Source organism: uncultured Phascolarctobacterium sp., from assembly GCF_937920985.1.
In the GTDB taxonomy this organism is placed as follows: Bacteria; Bacillota; Negativicutes; order Acidaminococcales; family Acidaminococcaceae; genus Phascolarctobacterium_A.
On record NZ_CALDXR010000037.1, the window covers coordinates 1 to 21,072 of the forward strand.

Sequence of the window (21,072 nt, forward strand, 5' to 3'; positions counted from 1 at the left end):
TAGTGGACTTTCACCACCTAGTTATCGCCCATGCTGGGCGCACCACAAAAAGCCCCCGGACCTAACTCCAGGGGCGTTCTTCATTAAATATAATAATTTCAACATGCTGATTCCGGCCACGCGTACCCGCAAGGGTGGAATTGGACTGGCGACTTTTCCTCTCGGGTAAGCATGTACGGCAATCAATATACTTTTGGTGATCCCGGCCAGAATCGAACTGGCGACCTACCGCTTAGGAGGCGGTTGCTCTATCCTACTGAGCTACGGAACCATAACAACAGCTCAGGCAGAACTCAAGCCTTTCCGCCCAAGCTGTACTAAATATTATACCGCAAAAACAAAATACTGGCAATGAGGAAACAGCAAGTTATGCGTCAGCACTCTTTTCCTCTTTTTCCTTTGCCAAAAACTCCGCCACAGCAGGCAGATTATCAAAAATAAACTGCTGCGCTGCCTGCGAATAATAATTTACATAATAGCCATCGCCAGCATGTTGACTTTCACGTTTTTCCGTATGAATGCCAAGCTCAGCGCCCTTTTCAGTCGCGATCTTATTTTTTCCGTTATCCGACATCTGTAAATAGCCTAAGCTCATCAGCCAACGTCCAAGTCCTGGAGCAGTCACCTTGTTCATTTTTTCGTTAGCAATAGCAGGTATATTTTCATTGATACTTTTAGCGATATCCGAAATCTTCAAAGGCATTTCTACAGGTTTTAAATATACAAGCTCCTCAGCAGTTACATTAAAAGACTCTTTTTGAATTTTGCTGCCGCCAACACCGAAGCTCGTGCTCTGCGACACCAGATTCATAATCTTGCCGTAAACAGCAATAACCTCTGCGGCATCGGCAAGCGCCTCCTGTACCTGCGCGCTCTGTACAACCTCCAGTGAAAGCTCCTCCTCGGCAAAAGGATGTCTGTTTTGGCTCATACGGTGAATAACATTGTAAGCATTGCGTAATTTGTTGATATCTAGCATCTGCATTTCTCCTATTCTTCACACAAATTTTATAAACAAAAGGGCAGACTCTACTACATAAAGAGTCTGCCCTCAAACAAGCAGCAGTTAATGTGCCTCTGCAAGCACCTCAGCGGCGATATCGTCCGCCATTCCCGGAGGCATGCTCCATTCAACACGCACGCCGGTTTTACCCCAAAGACGGGTAAGCGCTACCTGAAACGCCTCCTTACTGGAAAGCGGCTCCAGCGTTATCGTAGCAAAATCACGGATAGTATCACCCTGCGGCACATCCAGGCTCAACGGAGTTGCCAGATACTTTTCGACAGCAGCCTTAGCTTCGGCAACAGCCTCCGGCAAGGTTACTACGGCAGTCTTATCCGCTTCGTTATATTCTACATAGCCATAATGGCAATTATAATTCAAGGTTACAGCATAATTACTCATTTCAATCCCCCTCTGCTCTTGTTACTAATTATAGCAACTTAAGCACATAATATCAATATAAGGATTTAAGCAAGTAATTAAACTACCGGTCTTTTTTAGCTCATAATCCTTGATAAATATAATGTAGCACTATTATCTGCGGCTGAACACAGGCTGCAAACGTTTTTCCATCGGCAGCTTGTCGGCAGTCACCGCCAGCTGTGCCATCTCGTACAAAGTGCTTTGTGCGCTCACAGGCTCCAGCTTGTTGCGTACACGGCGATAGGTACCGTTGGACTGCATCATATGTGCGCCCACATTATCGCGCAGATACAAATCAAGCAGCGCCTTGATGCGATGGATATGTTCCTCTGTTTCTACCGGGAAGAACAGCTCTACGCGGTCGTTAAGGTTACGCGGCATCCAGTCGGCACTGGAAAGATACAGCTGCTCCTCGCCGCCGTTGGCAAACCAAAAGATACGGCTGTGCTCCAACTGACGGCCTACAATGCTGCGGACCGTAATATTGTCGCTGATGCCCTCGATGCCCGTGCGCAGGCCGCAGATACCGCGCACAATCAGGTCAATATGCACGCCTGCAGCCGAAGCCTCGTACAGCTTCTGGATTACTGGCTGGTCAATCAGTGAGTTCATCTTGGCGATGATATGTCCCTCACGACCGGAACGCACCATAGCAATTTCATTATCAATCAGCGCGTAAATCTTTTCGCGCAGTCCCAACGGCGCCATAACCAGCTTGTTCCAAACCGGTGGCTCGCTGTAGCCGCTGAGCAGATTGAAGAACGCCGAAGCATCGCTGCCAAACTCATCGTTCGCCGTCATCAGGCCAAGGTCAGTATATAATTTTGCTGTGCTGTCATTATAGTTGCCTGTACCCAGATGCAGATAACGCTTAATGCCGTTATCCTCCTTGCGCACAATCAGAATAATTTTGGCATGTGTCTTTAAGCCTACCAAACCGTAGATAACATGGCAGCCCGCTTTTTCCAGACGACGCGCCCAGAGAATATTGTTTTCCTCATCGAAACGTGCCTTAAGCTCTACCAGTACCGTTACCTGCTTACCGTTTTCCGCAGCACGCGCCAGCGCAGCAACAATCGGGCTGTTGCCGCTCACACGGTACAGTGTCTGCTTAATCGCCAGCACCTGCGGGTCATCGGCAGCATCGCTCACCAGCTTAACTACCGGGTCAAAGCTTTCATAGGGGTGATGCAGCAAAATATCGTTGGCACGGATAGCGGCAAACAAATCGCTGTCATCCGGCAGCTCCAGCGGACGCTGCGGCACAAAGGGCTCATACAGCCACGGCCACATGCCCTTCATACCGATAAATTTAAAGAAGCAGGTCGGGTCCAGAGGTCCGTTGATTTCATAAACCTCCATCTCCGTAACATCCAGATTTTCCTCCAGGAATCTTTTGATACGATTGTTATTCGTTTTGAAGATTTCCAAGCGAACAGCAGCGCCGCGCTTACGCTTACGCAGCGATTCCTCAACCTCCTTCATCAGGTCAACGCTGTCATCCTCTTCCAAGTCAAGGTCACTGTCACGCGTTACTCTGAAGGACACCATATCCAGAATATGGCAGCCCTTGAACAGATCATGGCAATGGCTGGCGATAATATCCTCCAAAAATACGAAGGTACGCTTGCCCTCAGGCTCAACCTCCACAATGCGGTCCAGCACGCTCGGCACCTGAATCAGGCCCATGCTGTGCTCGCCGTCAGCCTTAATAAGCTCAACAGCAAGGTTCAGTGTTTTATTGGCCAAAAACGGGAAGGGACGCGAAGCATCTACCGCCATCGGCGTCAATACCGGGAAAACAACCTCGCGGTAATATTCCTCCAGCCAGTCCTTGCCCAGCTCGCTCAAATCCTTAACGCGGCGGAAATGCAGCTTCACCGCATCCATTTCTGCCATCAGCGCAATCAGCGATTTTGTCTGAGTGCGCACCTGCTCATGCGCCGCCTGCGAAATAGCCACCAGTTGCTCATGCACCGACATGCCGGAGGCATCGCGCTTTTCTACGCCGCTGTCAAAATTGCTCCACAAACCGGCTACGCGCACCATAAAGAATTCATCTAAGTTAGAGGCCGAAATGGCGATAAACTTCAGGCGCTCCAGCAGCGGTGTGTCCTTAACCATTGCTTCCTTGAGCACGCGCAGATTAAATTTCAACCAGCTCAGCTCGCGGTTATAAAAATACTCAGGCTTTGTCAAATCTAATTTTCCCATTACTTATTCACCCGTTCCAAAATCGGTTCAATACCAAAAACTTCCTCAAAGAAAGTTGATTTATCATCAAATGTCCAGATTTCCAACGTTAAATCCTCTTTACTTGCTGCCATAACCTTCAGCTTATTATCCTTCAGCGTTACAGTGCAGCTGTGGATTTTTTGCATATAACTGCGGTCTAAGGCATCGGCCAGGCGCACAATGGCAGCCAGCTTGGCTACAACCGGCACCAGCTCCTTTTCCACCTGCGGAGCACGCGTATTGGTCTTGTCAAACAACCTGTTGGCATGATAATACGACGCCAGCGCCACAATCTCCTTATCCGCTTCGCTCAGGCCGATGATATCCGTAGACATAATCAGCTGATAGCTGTAAATAGAATGGCTGCGCATGCAGATATATTTGCCTATATCATGCAAAATGCAGGTTGCACGCAAAAGCAGGCGCTCATGCTCACCCATGCCGTAAGCCTTGGCAATTTTATCGAAAATAATCAGTGACAGGCGCTCCACCTGCTGGGCATGCTTCTTGTCATACAGATAACGGCTGCCGATAGTATGGAAAAGGCTGATAAGCTCCTGCTCCAGCTCCTTACGCATTACAGGATTCGTTTTATTGCCGATATGCAGCAGCTGGATGCCGTCGATAAAGCGGTCTGCCGTAATAATAATTTCCTTGGCGGGAATCAGATGCAGCAGCTGTTCATAAAGCAGCACCGTAGGCAGCACAAGCTCCGCAACATTTTCCGGCAGCTTATATACCTGAATCAGCTGTGCCAGGCTCATCTGACGCATGCTGTCGAAAAAGGCATGGAAATCCGCCGCCTTGATGCGATGCACCAGTTGCTTTTCATCCAGACCCAGCATGCGCAGCAAAAGCTCGGTCTCTGTACCGGACAGCACCAGATATCGCACCTTGCTGTCACCCAGCTCGTTTCTTACCGGTCCGATTGTACTGCTGAGAAATTCCGTCAGCGCCTTGTTAAAATGCATGCTTTCACGACGGTTGCGCTCAAAGCTTTCCTTAATACGGATAATACCGATATGGAAATTGCCCTGATAGCATATTTTTTCATCTCGCACCAGCGTTACACCCAAACCGCCGGAGGAAATATCCATCATCAGCATGCCCTCACGCTCGGTAGAAATTTTTTCTGCCTTCAGCGTATTGCGGATAGCCACAAACTTGGTATAAATTTCTCGTGGCATATCAACAACATCGACAACAAGGCCGGTTTTGTTGTAAATCTGGTCCAGCAGAAATACCTGATTGCTGGCCTCACGCACGGCCGTTGTCGCCTGCATAACATATTCCTCTACACCGTATTCCTTCATCAGGCGCTTGAAGCCTATCAGGATTTCGCAGATTTCGGAAACCAGCGGAAAAGGAATTATTTTATTTTTAAAAGTTGCCTCACCCAGACGGATGCGTCGGTTGCAGCATTCAATAACCTTATACCTTTCGGTATTGTGATATTCGGTAATCTGCATACTGAGCATCTCCGAGCCTAGATGAATCGCAGCAAAGGTTGTATAATTTTTACGCTTCATTAGCTAAGCCTCCAAAACAGTATATTACTGGTATAATTCTGTTTCCCGAACAAAAATCCTGCGAAGAATTCAAGATTATACATTAATTTAACAAATTAACACGAATTTTACTTTTTTACGCAGGATTTTTGCAGGTTATGGGTAATATAATAATATATCATTAAAATAGAATAATCGGAGTTTAGAGGAACACCCCACAAGGAGAAAAGGAAAATGCAACGAATCGCAATTATTGACATCGGCTCTAACTCGGCCCGGCTTGTTATCAGCCATATTTATAAGAATGGTGCTTATAATATGGTCTATAACCAAAAAGAAGCACTGCGCCTGAGTCAGAAGGTCGACGAAAAAAACATGCTTACAGAAGTAGCCTTCAGCAGCACCATCGAAACCATGAAAAGCTTTGCCTATATGTGCAAAATTTATCAGGCTGACAAAACCATTGCCGTTGCTACCGCAGCCATCCGCAACGCTGCCAACGGCGCCGAGCTTGTTGCGCGCGTTGCCGAAGAAACAGGCATCCAGCTGCACATCATCTCCGGCAATACCGAAGCCTACATCAGCTACCTTGGTGTTATCAACACCCTCAACGTCAAGGACGGCATCATTTTCGACTTAGGCGGCGGCAGTACCGAGCTGATTCTGTTCAAGAACCGTAAAATTTTAGAAAGCGTGTCCTTGCCCATCGGTGCAGTCAATACCACCTCCATGTTCAACACCCGTAACGTCATGCCCGCCAATGTCTTCAGCGACGTGAGCTTTTTTATCATGAGCCGTCTGGAAAAGTACCCCTGGCTCAAGCAGAACGGGCTGCCTCTCATCGGCGTCGGCGGTACCGCGCGTACGGTAGCTAAAATCATACAGCGTGAAAAGAAATATCCGGCAACCAAAATCCACAATTATTCCTATACCACGCAAACATATTGCAGCTTCTTCAACAGATTGCGCAACACAAATCTGGAGCAACGCAAAAAAATTTCCGGCCTCAGCAGTGAGCGTAGTGATATCATTTTGGCCGGCAGCAGCATTATCAGCTGCCTTTTGGAGGCAACGGGTGCCAAAAAGCTCATCACCTCCGGCTGCGGCCTGCGCGAAGGCCTGTTCTTCGATTATTATTCCAAAGAAAATCACGTGCCCATTATAGCGAAGGATATCCTTAAAATGAGCAGGGAAAATGTGTTAAACCTATATGAACCAGACCAGCAGCATTCCAGACACATCACTCATTTGGTGTTATCAATGTTTGACGGCTGGAGTGAGCTGCACGGCTTACGCAAAAATTACCGCCGCCTGCTGGAAACCGCTGCGCTGCTGCATGACATCGGCATTACTATCAACTTCTACAGTCACGCACGTCACAGTGCCTATATGATTTTAAATGCCAAGCTCTTCGGACTGACGCACAAAGAGCAGGTTATCACGGCAGCTATCGCCGGCTGGCACAACGGCGTTTCCAAAAACTATTTCAAGGACCGTTTCTACAAGGAACTGCTTAGCGACTCCAACTGGAAAACAATCAACAAGCTGGCACTGCTGCTGGCATTAGCCGAAAGCCTCGATTATACGGAAACCTCCCAGATTCACGTTATTGAACCTGGCATCAACAAAAAGACTGCTACCTTAAAGCTCTATGCTCAAGGTATTCCCAGTATTGAAATGCATCAGATTCAGGAACATCTGTCATGGTTCAAAAAAACCTTCGGCGTAGAGCTGAAGGTGCAGCTGGCAACAGCAGCAGAAGAATAAAAATTCAGCAGCCTCAGTATACGCTTGCGTATGCCAAGGCTGCTGTTTTTATTTCATTAGTAATATTATTTTTGAGGTTTATAAGAATTTTTCGCTTCTTTAAGCATAGCCTTTATTTCTTCTTTATCATTACGTAAAATTTCATCAACTTCATGTTGTAATTTTTCCTCATTATTAAAATCTATTCTTTTTCTAGCCATTAAAGTAATAGCCTTTATATACACATAAGCTAATACTATTGTAATAGCATATGCAATCCCACTTTCAATGGCAGCACCAACAAAAGAGCCAAATACAGGTATAAATTTTAAAAGCTCGCCAGCACCTAGCAAAACTACATATCCTCCCAAGTTGGCTACTACTCCAGACGCAACAGTGTTTAAAATATTTTTAGAAAATGTTATTCCTATGTCAGAATTAATTCTCGCATACATTGCCCAAATATTAGCAACATTAGCTGCCGCACTTGCACCAGGGACAGGTATAAAAGAACTTCCTGCAGCAATAAATGCATGAGTCGTAATATCACCCTGTATTTTTTCCGGTAAGCCACCAATAGTATTTTTTCAAGTGCCTTAAGGCAATCCATGATTACTTTTATCTCATGAGCTTCGTTACTCATAAAGTCCACACCCTTTCATAAACTTTCGCTACGAGCTGAAAATTTTTAGTCCTTGCGCTCATTATACTACGTTGTCCCCCCCGTCAACCATATGTACATATAAAAAGATTTTTCTCTTCTATCTGCTTCAAAGTTAGGACAAAAAAAGGTCTGCATACGCATAAGTATACAGACCTCAAGACAGCATTATAAAATTTTCTATGTTTAGTGGTTTATCATTCCTATATATTTAGTTCAGGATATTTTTCCATAAACATTTTTATAGCTTCTTCGGCAGGAATTACCCTTCCTGCTTCAATATCACTTAAGCCTTCTAGCAAGGCATTATACAATTCCATGCGAGCTTTTTGTTGTTCATCAGTTTCCATATCCATCAGAATAAACCTCCGCCAAAATAATAGCTTTTTATTTTACCGCAGCCTTCAGAATACCATGTACCATCAGCGCAGAATTGTACAAATCCTCTTCCTTGATGTATTCGTCAACAGTATGGACATTGCTCATGCCCGTGCCCAAGATTACGCTCGGCAGACCATAAGCATTCAGGAAGTTGGCATCACTGCCGCCGCCGGTAACCGTAATATCCGGCGTAAAGCCATGCATTGCGCAGGCAGCTTTTGCCAGCGTCACAACATCGCTGTCCTCAGCAACAGCAAAGGAATCGTACTTGTTATCTACAAAGACTTCAGCCTTAGCGCCGTATTTTTCAGCACTGGTTGCAATAGTTTCTACGATTTCCTTGCAGATAGCCTCCAGCTTTTCCTTGTTACGGCTGCGCGCATCGCCTTCAATGGTTACCAGATCAGGCACAATATTGGTTGCCTTACCGCCGCCGATAATGCCGATATTGCAGGTAGTTTCCTCATCAATACGGCCATAGCGCTTAACATCAGCAAGAGCCTTGGCAGCAATCATAATGGAGTTGATGCCCTTTTCCGGCTCCAGTCCGCCATGAGCGGTTCTGCCAATAATATCGATTTTATATTTTTTCTGGCCGGGAGCACCAATAACAATCTCGCCCGGAGCGCCTTCACCATCCAGTGCATAGCCAACGTCGGCACGTAGCTTGGAGCGGTCGAGGCAACGGGAGCCGTTAACGCCGCCCTCCTCGCAAACTGTAAAGAGTATCTGGATATCACCATGCGGAGCGCCTTCCTCCAGCAGCAGGCGAATACCCTCTAAAATACCCTCAACGCCGGATTTATCGTCACCGCCGAGAATAGTGGTGCCGTCGCTGTATAAAACGCCGTCCTTTTGGATAACGGTAGTGCCGCCGCAGGGCTCAACACCGTCCATATGTGCAGAAAGCAGCACGCGTACCGCACCTTCAGCTCCTGCGCTGGCAGGCAAAAATGCCCACAGATTACCACAGTTGCCGCCCAGCTTTTCACCGGCGTCATCCTCTTCCACCGTAAAGCCGAGAGCCTCCAATTTGCCTTTGAGCAGTTCGAATACCGGACGCTCCTGCAGGCTGTGACAAGGCAGAGCAACAATTTCCTTAAATTCTGCGAGCATACGCTCCTTATTTACTTGCGTCATGTATATCTTCCTTTCTATGATATAAATTAAGCTCAGCGTGCCTAAATGGGCAGCAAATCCGCTAAACTTTTATTCCTTAAATTATTCCTGTATGTTCCAGCAAAATTTTGACACCGATAAAAATCAACACCAGGCCGCCGGCTACATCAGCTCTCTTGCCGGCCATAGCTCCCAGCTTAAAGCCAGCCAGACCGCCAAAGGCTGCGATAGCAAAGGTCACCACGCCAATCAGTATGGAAGCGGACCAGATATCGGTATTCAAAAAGGCCAGGCTGATACCAACTGCCAGAGCATCAATACTGGTGGCAATCGCCAGCACCGCCATCTCCTTCACGCTATAATCTTTTTTGACATGACAGGCCTCGTTTGCTTCACGAATCATGTTGATTCCCAGATAAAGCAATAAGAAAAAGGCAAGCCAATGATCATATTCCGTAATATAATCACGAAACGATACAGCGCCGAAATAGCCTATCACCGGCATCAAAAACTGAAATGCTCCGAACCAGCTGCCGAAGCGCAAAGCTCCGCGTAGTCTGTTATCCGGTGTCAGCACCATACTGCCGCAAACAGAAACGGCAAAGGCATCCATCGCCAAGCCAACTGCCAGCAGCAACAGCTCTGCTAAACTCATATTTTCTTTCCCTCACTCACTGTAAACAAATCTATTCTTTATTTTCCTTATGCAGCAGCTGCAGCAAGCGTTCATGATCCTTGCTTATCTTAATTACACGGAACACGCTCGTCATAAGCATCATTCCCAAGGCAATAGCACTGGCATCCATGCCGGTGGTTATGAGAATGTTCATGCCCGTGTCGTAATTATTTTCTATAATCGCCGCCATACCGCGATACATGCCGAGTCCCGGCACAATCGGGATAATACCGGGAATAACAAAAATCGTTACCGGCTGCTTAAAGATACGCGCCGCCAGCTCGCTCAAAAGCGAAAGCGCAACCGTGGCAAAAAGCATGGCATAAAAAGAATCATACGCTAAATCCTTGCGGATATAGCAATAAACTACCCAGCCTACCGCACCTATAACGCCGCTGACAGGCAGGCTTTTGCGCGGTGCCTGAAACAGAATACCGAAGGCAGCAGTAGCAATGAATGCAAAGCCAAAGGCTGTAAAATAATTTATGCCCACAGCTTCCACCCCCAGTGATACCATACAAGCAAACTAAATGCCAGACCAATTGCAATGGATGTAGCAAAAAGCATCGCCTCGGCAATACGCGAATTGCCGGAAATCAAATCGCCGGCCATATAATCGCGCAGACCGTTGGTAAAGGCTACACCCGGCAGGAACGGCATTAGCGCACCTACGATGATATTGGTACGCGTACATTCGCCGTCCATCTCACAGCAAAAAATAGCCAGCGCACCGATTGCCGCACCAGAAAGCGCATTTTCCCAAAAGGCGCTGGGGCGATAACCACCCAACTGCTTTAACAGCACCATGGAAAGACCGCCGGTAATAAAGGCCGCGATAAAGTCATGGCTGTTGCCTCCCAGCATCGCCGAAAAGGCTGCCGAGCTGATTGCCGAAGCCATGCAGACACGCCATTTGCCATAGGGCGGTGCCTTGTGACGCAGCTCTTCCAGATACGCCAGCGTTTCTTTGTAATTCAGCGGCCAGCGTTTCAGATTATAGGAAAAATCGTTCACAGCGCTGATAACGCTCAAATTAGTGCTGCGATAACGGATGCGGCTGATAATCGTAGCACCCTCGCTTTCCTCATCGCCTAAAATAATAACCGTCGGCGTAACAAAAACATGAATATCGTGATAGCCGTGCGTATGACAGAAGCGGGAAATAGTGTCCTCCACTCTAGAGGTTTCCGCACCGTTTTTCAAAAGTGCCTTGCCCATACCAAGAGCAATATGCAGTGTCTGCTCACGGCTTAAAGGAGCAGCTTCCAGTCCCATTATGCCTCACCGCCTAACAGCTGCGCTACTGCCGCACGGAAGCGGTTGGCACCGCCCATAGACGGATGCGGCACAGCCATACATTCAACGCCGTAACGAGACAGCGTTGTCGCCGCCTTCTGACCGATGGCAACAATTTTCATCCCCGGACGCAGCTCCAGCAGCATCCGCGCGTACTCAATGCCTACATCAAGCTCGCTCGGTGAGGGCGTACGGTTAGTCAGCAGGTTGCCTGCTTTATACGGATGAAACGGAAAAATATTCCAAAGAATAACATCAAAGGACGCAAGGCCATGACTGTTCAGCGCGTTCCAGACAACAGTATCCGTAGGCTCGTTAAAGCCCTTCAGGCGCTGCGTATTGTTCAGCATTGCGCTGCCTGCATCACTCGTGCGGCGGTAATCCCATTCGCCCAGCACGCTTTTCGGCTCTACATCAGGATGATGGCCCAGCAGAATCCGCTCCGAAGTAATAGCAATGCCGCTGAAATGACCGCCCTGATAGCCCAAGGCCTCGGCAATAAACAAATAATGTGCATCCGGACGCAGCTCCAGATAACGGCGCAGATTGGCACTGCGGATAATGGGAGCCTGCGGGCCTATATCACAGCTTGTATCAAAATCACGCCAGGGATTAAAAACCTGCTCGCTGTGATAGCTTTGTAATTTATCAAGAAAAGTATTAATCTCCATGATTCCCTCCATGCATTATTATACCGCATAGAGGCAAGTCGTCGCAATAAAAATGGATGCGAAGCAACAGTTCCGCATCCATTTTCTGCTTTAAACAGTATCAAATTTTAGAACAGCAGCAGTATCATGCCTACAACCAGCGCCAAGGTAATACCCAACGCATTACGCTTGCAAACCTCCATCGGGTCTACACCGGCAATGCCTGCGCAGATAATAGTAGCACCGGCAATCGGGGAAATAGTACGGCCGAGAGTACCGCCCAAAGCTGCAATAGAGCCCATGTTCATGGTTTCCAGGCCAAACTGAGCAGCATGCGGAGTAACTGCTTCGTTGAACGCAACGGTTGCAGCGTCACCGGAGCCGGAAATAAGTGCCAGCACAAACGGACCGAAGGTGGCAGCAATTTTAACAATACCGGTAGAATTCAGCATCCAGTTAATCAGCGCCTTAATCAGTCCCAAAGCATTCAGGCCTGCTACGAAAACGCCTACGGAAATAATAATACCGATGATATTAGCATAAGCATCGCCCATGCCGTCAAAGAAGCTCTTAGTCAGCTCAACAGGATTTTTACGGGTTACTGCCAAGGACAGGATTGCGCCGATAACCATAGCGTGGGGTACGCCCATTTTCAGCGCAGGCACCAGCTTGGTGCTGCCCAGCAGCAGAATAATAACCGGAACCAGCGGCATAACGGCGAAAAGCGGATTAATGCCGAAGTTTTCGTCAACACCTGCTTCGCCTTCCGGAGCAAAGCCTCTGTTTTCCTTCAGCACAACTGCCATAACGGTCAATACAGCTGCAGCAATGATTACGCCGACTACAGTTGCCAGCATATGGTTGGCAATTACATCAGTAACCTGTACACCTGCCAGCTTAGCGATAACGGCGTTATGTACCAGGCCGGGGTTCAGCATACTGCCATAGGTACCGGATTTAACGGCAGCAGCAGCCATTGCCGGATGAATGCCCGCAGACATCATAATCGGAATAAAAATTACGCCTACCGCAGCACTGCAGCCTGCAGCACTGGGGATAGCAATATTAACAACAAAGGTTGCCAGCGTAGCACCGGGAATGAGCAAAAAGCCCATTTTTTTCAAAACCTTACCAATAGCAACAACCAAATGCTTGTCGCAGCCCGTATACTTCATGCACCAGGCAAAGCCCATGCAGGAACAAACAGAAGTAATCAGACCGGCATTAGTCATGCTTTTGGCAAAAGCATCAAGAGAAGCCATTGGCTTGCCGGCAATACAGCACATCAGAATACCAGCGGCAATAAGTACCATTCTGGATTCATGTCGTTTCAACAAAAGATAAATTACACCGATAACAACGAGTGCACCAATTATCAGAAACATCTTCATTCCCTCCATAAAATTATTTTTTTGCATTAATATTATATGTGATAGAAATGCTTTTGAAAAGTGTATTGTTAATTGTATACATAATACTTGTTTTCTTCAGCTAAGTTTATATAGCAAAAGTACAAATACCGTCCCACATTTCTGTAGAACGGTATTTTTTAATAACTTTATTGATGCCACAATCCATAATAATGAATAATATAGTTTGTTAAAGCATCCTCATATTCTGTATCCGGTACAGGCTTATCCATCTGGTCGACAAAATGACGCTCATCCGACCAGTAGAACGCCTTACCGCCAAAGTAGCCCAAGGCATAAGGAATATCAGTACGCTGCAGAAGATTGCGGCCCATGAATTTTTCCGGCACATCAATGCCCAACAGATACAAAAGCGTCGGCGCCAGATCAATCTGCGAAGCATATTCATTGGTGCGCAGATTATTGAGCGGCGCCAAGTTCTTCGATACAAAAATCAGCGGAATCGGTGCAATGCTCTGTTTATCCTCAGCCTTGGTAACAAGCTTCGTATACTCGCCGCCGCTGTGCGGATTATGGTCACTCGTAATGATGAACAGCGTTCTGTCATCCATCAGTCCGCGCTTCTGTGCTTCCTTAAAGAAATGCTCCAGCGTTTTATCAACCCAATATACGCCGCGCACTGTAATAAAGTGATTGCTGCGCACATTATCCGGCATTTCGTTCCAGCTGAAGCCGGTGTAAGGATAAGGCTGATGCATATCCAGTGTTTTGGTAACCATCACCAGACGGTCATTCTTTGCTTTGGCTTTTTCCAGCAGCTTCAGTGTTTCCTCATACATTACGTCATTATGAAAGCCCCAGCCGCTGGCACCGGTATAGCCCTGCTTTTCCAGATATTCCTTGGCATAGTATTCGTTCATACCGAACTGCGTCGGATATTCGCGCAGCTCATTGGCATAATACTGGCTGGAAGCGTTCATAAAGATGCCTCGCATTCCCGCTGCCTGCGCGCTGCGGAACAGCGAGGGCGTATTTTTGCCGGAAATATCCTTATCCATAATCAGATGCGAACGGAAGGTAGCATTAAGGCCCTGCGTTGTCGGCACGGCAGAGGAATAATACCTGTTCATATGCGGATAACGGATAACAAGACTATTTAAGAACGGAGTAGCCTCTTCGGGAATATCCTTGTTATAGTAGTTAATGTAATCACGGTGCATGGATTCCAGAATCAGCAGAACAACTCGGTCATACTGCGGTTTGATTTTGGCAATCTTTGCTTTAGGCTCATCTATACCCATTTCCGTCAGACGTGTTTTATCCTTTGCAGTCAGCTCGCGCTGCTCCACATGCTTGCCGCCGGCAATTTTATCCGTATCAAAAATTGCCTTGCTGACAAAGTTCACATTAACAGGAACAGAAAGCATATTGCGATAGTTCATACGTGTCTTTTCGTTCTCTACCTCGGCGTACATACCGATAACATTTTCCACGCCGTACATGCCTGCATAACCAAGCAATCTGTCGGTAAGGTTCAAGCCCAAGGTAAACATGGCCACGCACAGCAGTGACCAGGCAAAGTTCGGCTTACGCTTTTGCGGCTTCGGTACATAAAAAAGCAGTAAAATAACAACTATGCTGATAACAATACCGGCAATCATCGTATTGCTCATCGTCGCAAAAATACCTTTAACAGCATAGATATTCAGGTTTTGGAAGAGAACGCTCTCCACGTGCATGGAGGTCTGCCAAAAATAGAAGCCGTCAAAAACCACTGCCAGAGCAGAAAATACATAAACGGCAAAATAAAGGATTTTCATCCCGATATTAGGCCATTTATGGTAGCACATTGCCATCAGCAGCACAATAAAAATGTTATTGTTAATACCGGCCAGCACGGAAAGGCTTGTCTGCAAACCTTTATCAAGACTAAGCTGGTTTACCATAAAAAATGCTTCGCCCAGATAAAGAATACCGATAACAATAACGGGAAAATAGCGCTGCAATCTGTCCGGCACACGCTTACGCCGGTAATACAGTACATACGCTATCTCTGCCAAAACGCTGTCACGCAATACATGATCAAAAATCTGAAAACCAAACTCATTCAGCGGAAAGGGGTGCGTTCCGCCGAAGCTCTGCCAGGCAAAGAAGCCTTCAACTATACAGGCTGCTATAATAAAAATCAGCCAGCCCATTTTTCTGCTAATCCTATTCACCATACACCATTTCCTTGCTTACGCCAAAAACTTAATCGGCTCGGACTCCATCTCGATTAAAAGCGGAGCAGTTGTTACAGCATCTCCATCAAGCTCTGCTGCAAAATTCTCTTCATTGCAGCGTATTTCCATCTTCTTCGCTGCACGGATAATAATATCATTATCCAGCGTCAGCGCCTCCATAGCAATGCAGGCAGCATAACGGATAAAATCGCCGCGCTTATCCCCGGTAAACAGCGCCGCATGTAAAAGAGGTGATGAAAGCGACGCACCGTTAAAGAGGTTATAACGTCCTGCATAATAGCGGCTCTTGCCTACAATAACAGAGGTTGCCTCATGCCACTGTTCTTCATCATCAAAGCGTACCTGAAAACGGTAACGCCAGTTGTTAAACAGAAATTCCTTACGCATAATCTCTGTTCCCTGCCAAACATAAGCAAGCTTGTTGAGCAGCTTTTTCTCTTTTTCGGTCACCTTGTCTACTACAAGGGAATCAAAGCCTATACCGGCAACCGTCAGGAAAACATTGCCGTTGGCGCGTCCCAGATAAACCGGCACCTCAATGCCTTTTGACACACGCTTAAACCATTTATGCGGGTCTGCCTTCAGCAGCAGCTCCTTAGCCACCAGATTTACCGTACCGGCAGGAAAAACGCTGATATAGGGCACATACTTGCGATTAGCCAGCTGTTCAATCATAGCCCTGATTGTACCGTCACCGCCGGCAATTATCACCCAATCAACCTTTTCCTCAACTATTTCCGCAGCAATCTGCGGTATCTGGTCAAAAAAGCGGATATCCCGCATTTCTGCATTTTTAGGTCCGACTAATTCCTTCACCAGCTTATAGGTTTCATTCACCTTAGCCATCATGCTGGCAAAAAGCTGTTTACCGGAATTACGGTTATACAAAAGCACAACCTTTTTAAATTTTTTTACGTCTACATATTCTACAGGCATATCTAACTCCTAAAAATCCATTTTTTGCGTGAGAGATAGTTCCATACAACAACAATACAGCTTGTCAGCACCTTAGACAGCATTGGCTGCCAGTCAAGCAAGCTGACGAAAATATACATCAGCAGCAGGTTAAACGCCAAACCTATGCAGCTTACCAAAAACACCAGGCTAAGCTCCTTGCCGCGTTTATAACGGCTGCCACTGTCAAAAACCAGAACATTGCCCAAGAAATAATGATACAGTGTTGCCAGACAAAAGGATAAGGCTGTTGCCAGCATGGTCAGCAGTGTAAGGCTCAGGCCACTTAAAAGATAGTGGAAGAAAATATAGAACAAGGCCCACTCCACCAAGGCCGCCGTGCCACCGACAAACAGATACAGCAAGAGCTTAATCAGCTCGCTGTCCGTATAATCAACACCAAATAATATTTTCCTGCGCATAGCGTACTCCAGTCATAGTATAATAGCTTATTATATCATCTTTAAGCGAAGTTTTCAAAGCTTTCCGGTAGGAGATGCTGATGGTGCCAGATTTATATATTTATAAAATTGTTGAAAAAAGATACACTGACCGCTCCTTTTGTATACTGTATTTTTACCAGCTCCAGCGCCATTGCAGACTGCAATATCAGTAAAACAGCAAAGATTCCCTATTGGGCAATCAGTGCGACAAATCCCTCTGTAACACTGGCCAAAGACGCACAGCCCCGGAAATAATTAGCAGATCCTTATTATCGCCTTACAACTTTTTAATAGCATCTGAATTTAACTCAAAACTAAGAATAAAAATCACAAAAATAGAGCGATGCTTTCGCACCGCTCTAAAAAATTTCTAAAACTCTTATAGCCAAATTATTCTTAAAGGCTGTATTTTACCTCTTTATCCAGCAATACACCAGTTTCTGGATTAATATTCATCTCACCACGTAAACCAGAGGCACTGAATTTCACTTCATATTCATATAATCCATGTTCTCTGTCCAATTTCAGTTCATAAATCGACACGTCACCAACTTCTTTAGCAACAATTGCTTTTACATCATCTTTGGACAAGATTACATTAGCGCTGCCACCCAACGCTTTTCTTTCCATATTGTATTCTTTGATTTTACCATTTATTTGATATACATCAATTTCATATTTTGTCTGAGTAGCAGTATCAAAAAACTTCACTTCATAATATGGTTGCATTTTTTGCAGTTCTGCTTCAGTATGCAGGTAAGTACTACCTGTTGGAACTTGTTTTTGCGCAATTGCACGAGCTTCGTCCGCACTAATCAGATTAGCAGCAAATGCTGTAGCAGAAATTGCCAAAACAGTCAGTGCGCCAGTAATAATAGCTGTTAATTTTTTCATGAGATAAACCTCCTTCAATGTGAAAAGTTACACTATATTTAAAGTATACTAAATTTCTAGGATTTGCATTGTGAAGTCTTTGTGACTTTTTTTAGAAGCTCCAACGTACGCCAGCGTTTCAATCCCAATTCTTTTTATACTCTCCGCCGACTGCACGCCTACAGGCACGCAGCGAAATTTTCAACTGGCTCAGCGGTGACATTACTAAGATGCGTTTTATTGGCAACAGTAATCTTTTAGCCAATACTGCCGTCTTTGTTGAGCAGTGCGGTTATTATGGCATCTCCGTCCAAATGCCTCTGCTCGACGAGAAGCGTTTCACCTATTGCCCACTTACCCCTGCACTGCATAGCGATATTCTGCTTGTATGGCGACGCGACAGACAGCAGAGCCATACTCTGCAAAAATTCATTGATTTTGCAAAATGCTTTTTAAGCATAGAATAGCTTTACAAGGAAAAATGGCTGTTGCAAACATCAACTGCAACAGCCATTTTTATAATGCAAAATTTATTTTAGATACTTCATATAGAAAGCTTCTATTTTATCAAAGGGAATTACATCCATCTTGTAGTACAAATCCGTATGCACAGCCCCAGGAATAATCAAAAGCTCCTTATTATCGCCTTGCAGCTTTTTAAAAGCATCTTCGCTAAAATAACGCGAATGCGCCTTTTCCCCATGAATCATCAGCACAGCACTTTCAATCTCGTCACTATAAGAAAGCAGCGGCATATTCATAAATGCAGTTAAGGAACTGAGCGTTGCACCTGTCGTCGAACCAAAGGAACGTGGGCTGTATCCAAGCTTTTCCTGATAATAATCGTGATAATCCTTTACAAACCCCAGAGTTTTCTCATCTACTTCCGTAGGTACGCCGCCTGCCATTTTATAAGTGCCTGTTTTATAGTCGATGGTACGCTGCTCGTTAACCTGCTTACGCAAAGCCATGCGCTCCTTTTTCAGCGTAGCAGCATCCTTTTCGTAATCAAAATAGCCGTTAGCAATGACGCGCGTCATGTCGTACATCGTCGATGTAACAGTTGCCTTAATGCGCGTATCCATTGCTGCAGCGTTCAACGCAAAACCTCCCCAGCCGCAGATACCAAGAATACCAATTTTTTCCGCATTAACATTTTCCTGTACAGAAAGAAAATCTACTGCTGCAGAAAAATCTTCCGTATTAATATCCGGTGAAGTAGTATTACGCGGTGCGCCTGCACTTTCACCTGTAAAAGAAGGGTCAAAGGCGATGGTTAAAAAGCCACGTGCAGCCATTTCCTGCGCATAACGGCCGCTAACCTGTTCTTTTACTGCGCCATAAGGACCAGCTACAGCAATGGCAGCTAGCTTATCGCCTTTTTTCATTGTTTTTGGCGTATACATATCGGCCACGAGCGTAATTCCATAACGGTTATGGAACGTTACTTTATGGTGGTTGACATTTTTGTTTTCCGCAAAGGTTTTATCCCAGACATTAGAAAGCTTCTCTGCTTTAATCGTTTCCGCAGTTGCCTTGCTCGGCGCGTTCACATCTTGCGCTGCTAAAGCAGTGCTTCCACAAGTCATAACAGCTCCACAAGCCATAAGCAGCAAAGTATTTTTTAATCGTTTACTTATTTTCATAGGTCTATTCCTCTTATCTTTCACTGAAAAGAATATACTATTGGGAGTTAACTCAAAGTCAAGAACAAAATTTTCGAACTGCAATTTTTTCTTGACTTAGAGCCTGCTCGAAGTATTAAACTAAAAAAGCTTAATTTCTTGTATTATCCAAAGAAGCTTTTTCTCTTGCTGGATTTACAGTTACCTTAATTAGTGCTCTATACTAAAATTTACTTTAAAATCGCTTTGCTGCGTACTCAAAATATCTAGTCCCTGTTCAACGTGTCCCAGATAAACCAAATCATTCGTATATCTGAAATCCTCATAAAACACACTTATATTACCCCATGGAACATAAATACACACATCTCCGGCCTTCGGAGCATGCCCTCTTGGCGCTCCGTCACCAGTAAGCTTATTTTTAAAATAGCCAATCTTTTCGGTATGATTAAAATCACTCAGGGTTATCTCTGCGGGAAGCATATCAATTAAACGCTTCGCTGCCGCACTATCCGCAAGTGCTACAACAATATTTTTACTATCAACCTGCAGCTTCAGCTTGATTCCTTGCGCTGCAGCCTGTGACTGCTGCGTTTTATTTTGAGCAGTCTGCACTTTCGGTGCAGGATTCTGAGCTGCTTTACTATCAGGTGCATCCGCACCGGCGCAGCCGCTTATAAGCAATGTTACAGCTAAAGCTGTAGAAGCCAATAATTTTTTCATAGTAAACCTCCTTGCGGACATCATTATGTAAAACAGGATTTACCCTTCACCAATAATTATACTAACAGTCTAAATACGCGTCCAATACCTATAATAATTGCCGTTGCATGCTTTTTTTGCATAATCAGCAAGGCTACGTTATAATAATGCCAAAAATTACAAGCATATCGATAGAAAGGAGCCAACGCTATGAACTTTCGTATTCTCAACTATTTTCTGACTGTCGCGCACGAAAAAAATATCACTAAAGCAGCTGAAATCCTGCACATCACGCAGCCTACTTTAAGCAGGCAGCTCATGCAGCTGGAAACAGCGCTGGGCGTCAAGCTTTTCGACCGTGACAAGCATAAATTTGCGCTCACGCCATCGGGGCACTTCCTCGTTGAACGCGCCCGCGAAATCCTGAATATGGTGGAAAAAACTACGCTCGACATTCAGGAACAGGAACACAACCTCGCTGGCAGCATTGCTATGGGCGCAGGCGAATACCAGGCCACAGAGGTACTCGCCAAGCTTATCGGCGGTTTTCAAAAGCAGTACGCTGCTGTAAGCTTTGAGCTTTTCACAAGCTCTGCTGACCTTTTGCAAGATAAGCTTGACAAAGGCCTTTTAGACGTCGCCATCCTGCAGGCTCCTGTCGATACGACGAACTACGACTACCTGCGCCTGCCCATCAGAGAAACCTGGTGCGTACTCATGCGCAGTGATGCGCCTCTCGCCAGCAAGAACGCCATCACTGCCAGCGATTTAAGCGGTCTACCCATAATTTTGCCTGCACGCCTACAGGCACGCAGCGAAATTTTCAACTGGCTCAGCGGTGACATTACTAAGATGCGTTTTATTGGCAACAGTAATCTTTTAGCCAATACTGCCGTCTTTGTTGAGCAGTGCGGTTATTATGGCATCTCCGTCCAAATGCCTCTGCTCGACGAGAAGCGTTTTACCTATCGCCCACTTACCCCTGCACTGCATAGCGACATTCTGCTTGTTTGGCGTCGTGACAGACAGCAAAGTCTCGCACTGCAAAAATTTCTTCAGTTTGCAAAATGCTTTTTAAGCATAGAATAAGCGTCAATATAAGTATTAGACATTTTCCCTGCAAGCTATATAATTTTAGGCAGATAACAGATCGTTATCTGCCTT

Annotated in this window: 21 protein-coding genes and 1 tRNA gene; 3 read left to right on the forward strand and 19 right to left on the reverse strand. The window is 45.8% G+C overall.

From position 1 onward, the window contains the following. Window positions 1–194 precede the first annotated feature (194 nt). The 5 genes from Q0612_RS06760 to Q0612_RS06780 form a co-directional block, all read right to left on the reverse strand. A tRNA-Arg gene (locus tag Q0612_RS06760) sits at window positions 195–271 on the reverse strand. A gap of 96 nt (window positions 272–367) precedes the next feature. Continuing rightward, window positions 368–979: a hypothetical protein gene (locus Q0612_RS06765; RefSeq protein ID WP_298882435.1), complete on the reverse strand. Its 612-nt coding sequence runs from the start codon at window positions 977–979 to the stop codon at window positions 368–370. Between the two features lie 87 nt (window positions 980–1,066). Beyond that, entirely contained in the window at window positions 1,067–1,405 is a 339-nt protein-coding gene (locus Q0612_RS06770) for a hypothetical protein (protein WP_009146478.1), read from the reverse strand. Between the two features lie 132 nt (window positions 1,406–1,537). Further along, window positions 1,538–3,640: an RNA degradosome polyphosphate kinase gene (locus tag Q0612_RS06775; protein WP_298882438.1), complete on the reverse strand. Its 2,103-nt coding sequence runs from the start codon at window positions 3,638–3,640 to the stop codon at window positions 1,538–1,540. Continuing rightward, a complete protein-coding gene (locus Q0612_RS06780; protein WP_298882440.1) occupies window positions 3,640–5,190 on the reverse strand; it encodes an HD domain-containing protein in 1,551 nt (516 codons plus the stop codon). Before Q0612_RS06780 ends, Q0612_RS06775 begins: the two co-directional genes overlap by 1 nt. Before the next feature lie 213 nt (window positions 5,191–5,403). Here Q0612_RS06780 and Q0612_RS06785 point away from each other — a divergent pair, with 213 nt between their 5' ends. Further along, window positions 5,404–6,936: a Ppx/GppA phosphatase family protein gene (locus tag Q0612_RS06785; protein ID WP_298882442.1), complete on the forward strand. Its 1,533-nt coding sequence runs from the start codon at window positions 5,404–5,406 to the stop codon at window positions 6,934–6,936. A gap of 65 nt (window positions 6,937–7,001) precedes the next feature. On the opposite strand, the gene Q0612_RS06790 is transcribed toward Q0612_RS06785, so the two are convergent. The 12 genes from Q0612_RS06790 to Q0612_RS06845 form a co-directional block, all read right to left on the reverse strand. Beyond that, on the reverse strand, window positions 7,002–7,286 hold the full coding sequence (locus tag Q0612_RS06790; protein WP_298882445.1) for a hypothetical protein: 285 nt from the start codon (window positions 7,284–7,286) through the stop codon (window positions 7,002–7,004). 493 nt (window positions 7,287–7,779) lie between these two features. Next, a complete protein-coding gene (locus tag Q0612_RS06795) occupies window positions 7,780–7,932 on the reverse strand; it encodes a hypothetical protein (protein WP_021720343.1) in 153 nt (50 codons plus the stop codon). Between the two features lie 31 nt (window positions 7,933–7,963). Continuing rightward, a complete protein-coding gene (locus Q0612_RS06800; protein ID WP_298882448.1) occupies window positions 7,964–9,097 on the reverse strand; it encodes a M20/M25/M40 family metallo-hydrolase in 1,134 nt (377 codons plus the stop codon). A 76-nt stretch (window positions 9,098–9,173) separates the two neighbouring features. Then, window positions 9,174–9,731, reverse strand: coding sequence for a manganese efflux pump MntP family protein (locus Q0612_RS06805; protein WP_298882451.1), 558 nt, complete (start codon window positions 9,729–9,731; stop codon window positions 9,174–9,176). A 31-nt stretch (window positions 9,732–9,762) separates the two neighbouring features. Beyond that, window positions 9,763–10,245 carry a threonine/serine exporter family protein gene (locus Q0612_RS06810; RefSeq protein ID WP_298882455.1) on the reverse strand — a complete coding sequence of 161 codons (483 nt, stop codon included), beginning with the start codon at window positions 10,243–10,245 and terminating at the stop codon, window positions 9,763–9,765. After that, window positions 10,236–11,027 carry a threonine/serine exporter family protein gene (locus Q0612_RS06815; protein WP_298882458.1) on the reverse strand — a complete coding sequence of 264 codons (792 nt, stop codon included), beginning with the start codon at window positions 11,025–11,027 and terminating at the stop codon, window positions 10,236–10,238. The genes Q0612_RS06810 and Q0612_RS06815 overlap by 10 nt, the downstream gene beginning before the upstream one ends. After that, window positions 11,027–11,719, reverse strand: coding sequence for a uracil-DNA glycosylase (locus Q0612_RS06820; protein WP_298882461.1), 693 nt, complete (start codon window positions 11,717–11,719; stop codon window positions 11,027–11,029). Before Q0612_RS06820 ends, Q0612_RS06815 begins: the two co-directional genes overlap by 1 nt. Window positions 11,720–11,826: 107 nt before the next feature. Further along, a complete protein-coding gene (gene dcuC, locus Q0612_RS06825) occupies window positions 11,827–13,083 on the reverse strand; it encodes a C4-dicarboxylate transporter DcuC (protein ID WP_298882464.1) in 1,257 nt (418 codons plus the stop codon). A gap of 173 nt (window positions 13,084–13,256) precedes the next feature. Further along, complete coding sequence (locus Q0612_RS06830; protein ID WP_298882466.1) at window positions 13,257–15,290, reverse strand: LTA synthase family protein; 2,034 nt, start codon at window positions 15,288–15,290, stop codon at window positions 13,257–13,259. Window positions 15,291–15,305: 15 nt separating this feature from the next. Then, a complete protein-coding gene (locus Q0612_RS06835) occupies window positions 15,306–16,247 on the reverse strand; it encodes a diacylglycerol kinase family protein (protein ID WP_298882468.1) in 942 nt (313 codons plus the stop codon). Window positions 16,248–16,249: 2 nt separating this feature from the next. Beyond that, window positions 16,250–16,687, reverse strand: a complete 438-nt coding sequence (locus Q0612_RS06840) for a GtrA family protein (RefSeq protein ID WP_298882470.1) — start codon at window positions 16,685–16,687, stop codon at window positions 16,250–16,252. Between the two features lie 417 nt (window positions 16,688–17,104). After that, window positions 17,105–17,602 carry a PepSY domain-containing protein gene (locus tag Q0612_RS06845; RefSeq protein WP_298882471.1) on the reverse strand — a complete coding sequence of 166 codons (498 nt, stop codon included), beginning with the start codon at window positions 17,600–17,602 and terminating at the stop codon, window positions 17,105–17,107. A gap of 209 nt (window positions 17,603–17,811) precedes the next feature. Here Q0612_RS06845 and Q0612_RS06850 point away from each other — a divergent pair, with 209 nt between their 5' ends. Further along, window positions 17,812–18,048, forward strand: coding sequence for a hypothetical protein (locus tag Q0612_RS06850; RefSeq protein ID WP_298882472.1), 237 nt, complete (start codon window positions 17,812–17,814; stop codon window positions 18,046–18,048). 63 nt (window positions 18,049–18,111) lie between these two features. Here Q0612_RS06850 and Q0612_RS06855 read toward each other — a convergent pair whose 3' ends face one another. Both Q0612_RS06855 and Q0612_RS06860 read right to left on the reverse strand, forming a co-directional pair. Further along, the gene (locus Q0612_RS06855) at window positions 18,112–19,227 is read right to left on the reverse strand and encodes an alpha/beta hydrolase (protein ID WP_298882473.1); all 1,116 of its coding nucleotides are present in this window, start codon (window positions 19,225–19,227) and stop codon (window positions 18,112–18,114) included. A gap of 189 nt (window positions 19,228–19,416) precedes the next feature. Next, window positions 19,417–19,929: a cyclophilin-like fold protein gene (locus Q0612_RS06860; protein WP_298882474.1), complete on the reverse strand. Its 513-nt coding sequence runs from the start codon at window positions 19,927–19,929 to the stop codon at window positions 19,417–19,419. A gap of 189 nt (window positions 19,930–20,118) precedes the next feature. On the opposite strand from Q0612_RS06860, the gene Q0612_RS06865 reads away from it, so the two are divergent. Further along, complete coding sequence (locus Q0612_RS06865) at window positions 20,119–20,997, forward strand: LysR family transcriptional regulator (RefSeq protein WP_298882478.1); 879 nt, start codon at window positions 20,119–20,121, stop codon at window positions 20,995–20,997. The last annotated feature ends 75 nt before the right edge of the window (window positions 20,998–21,072 follow it).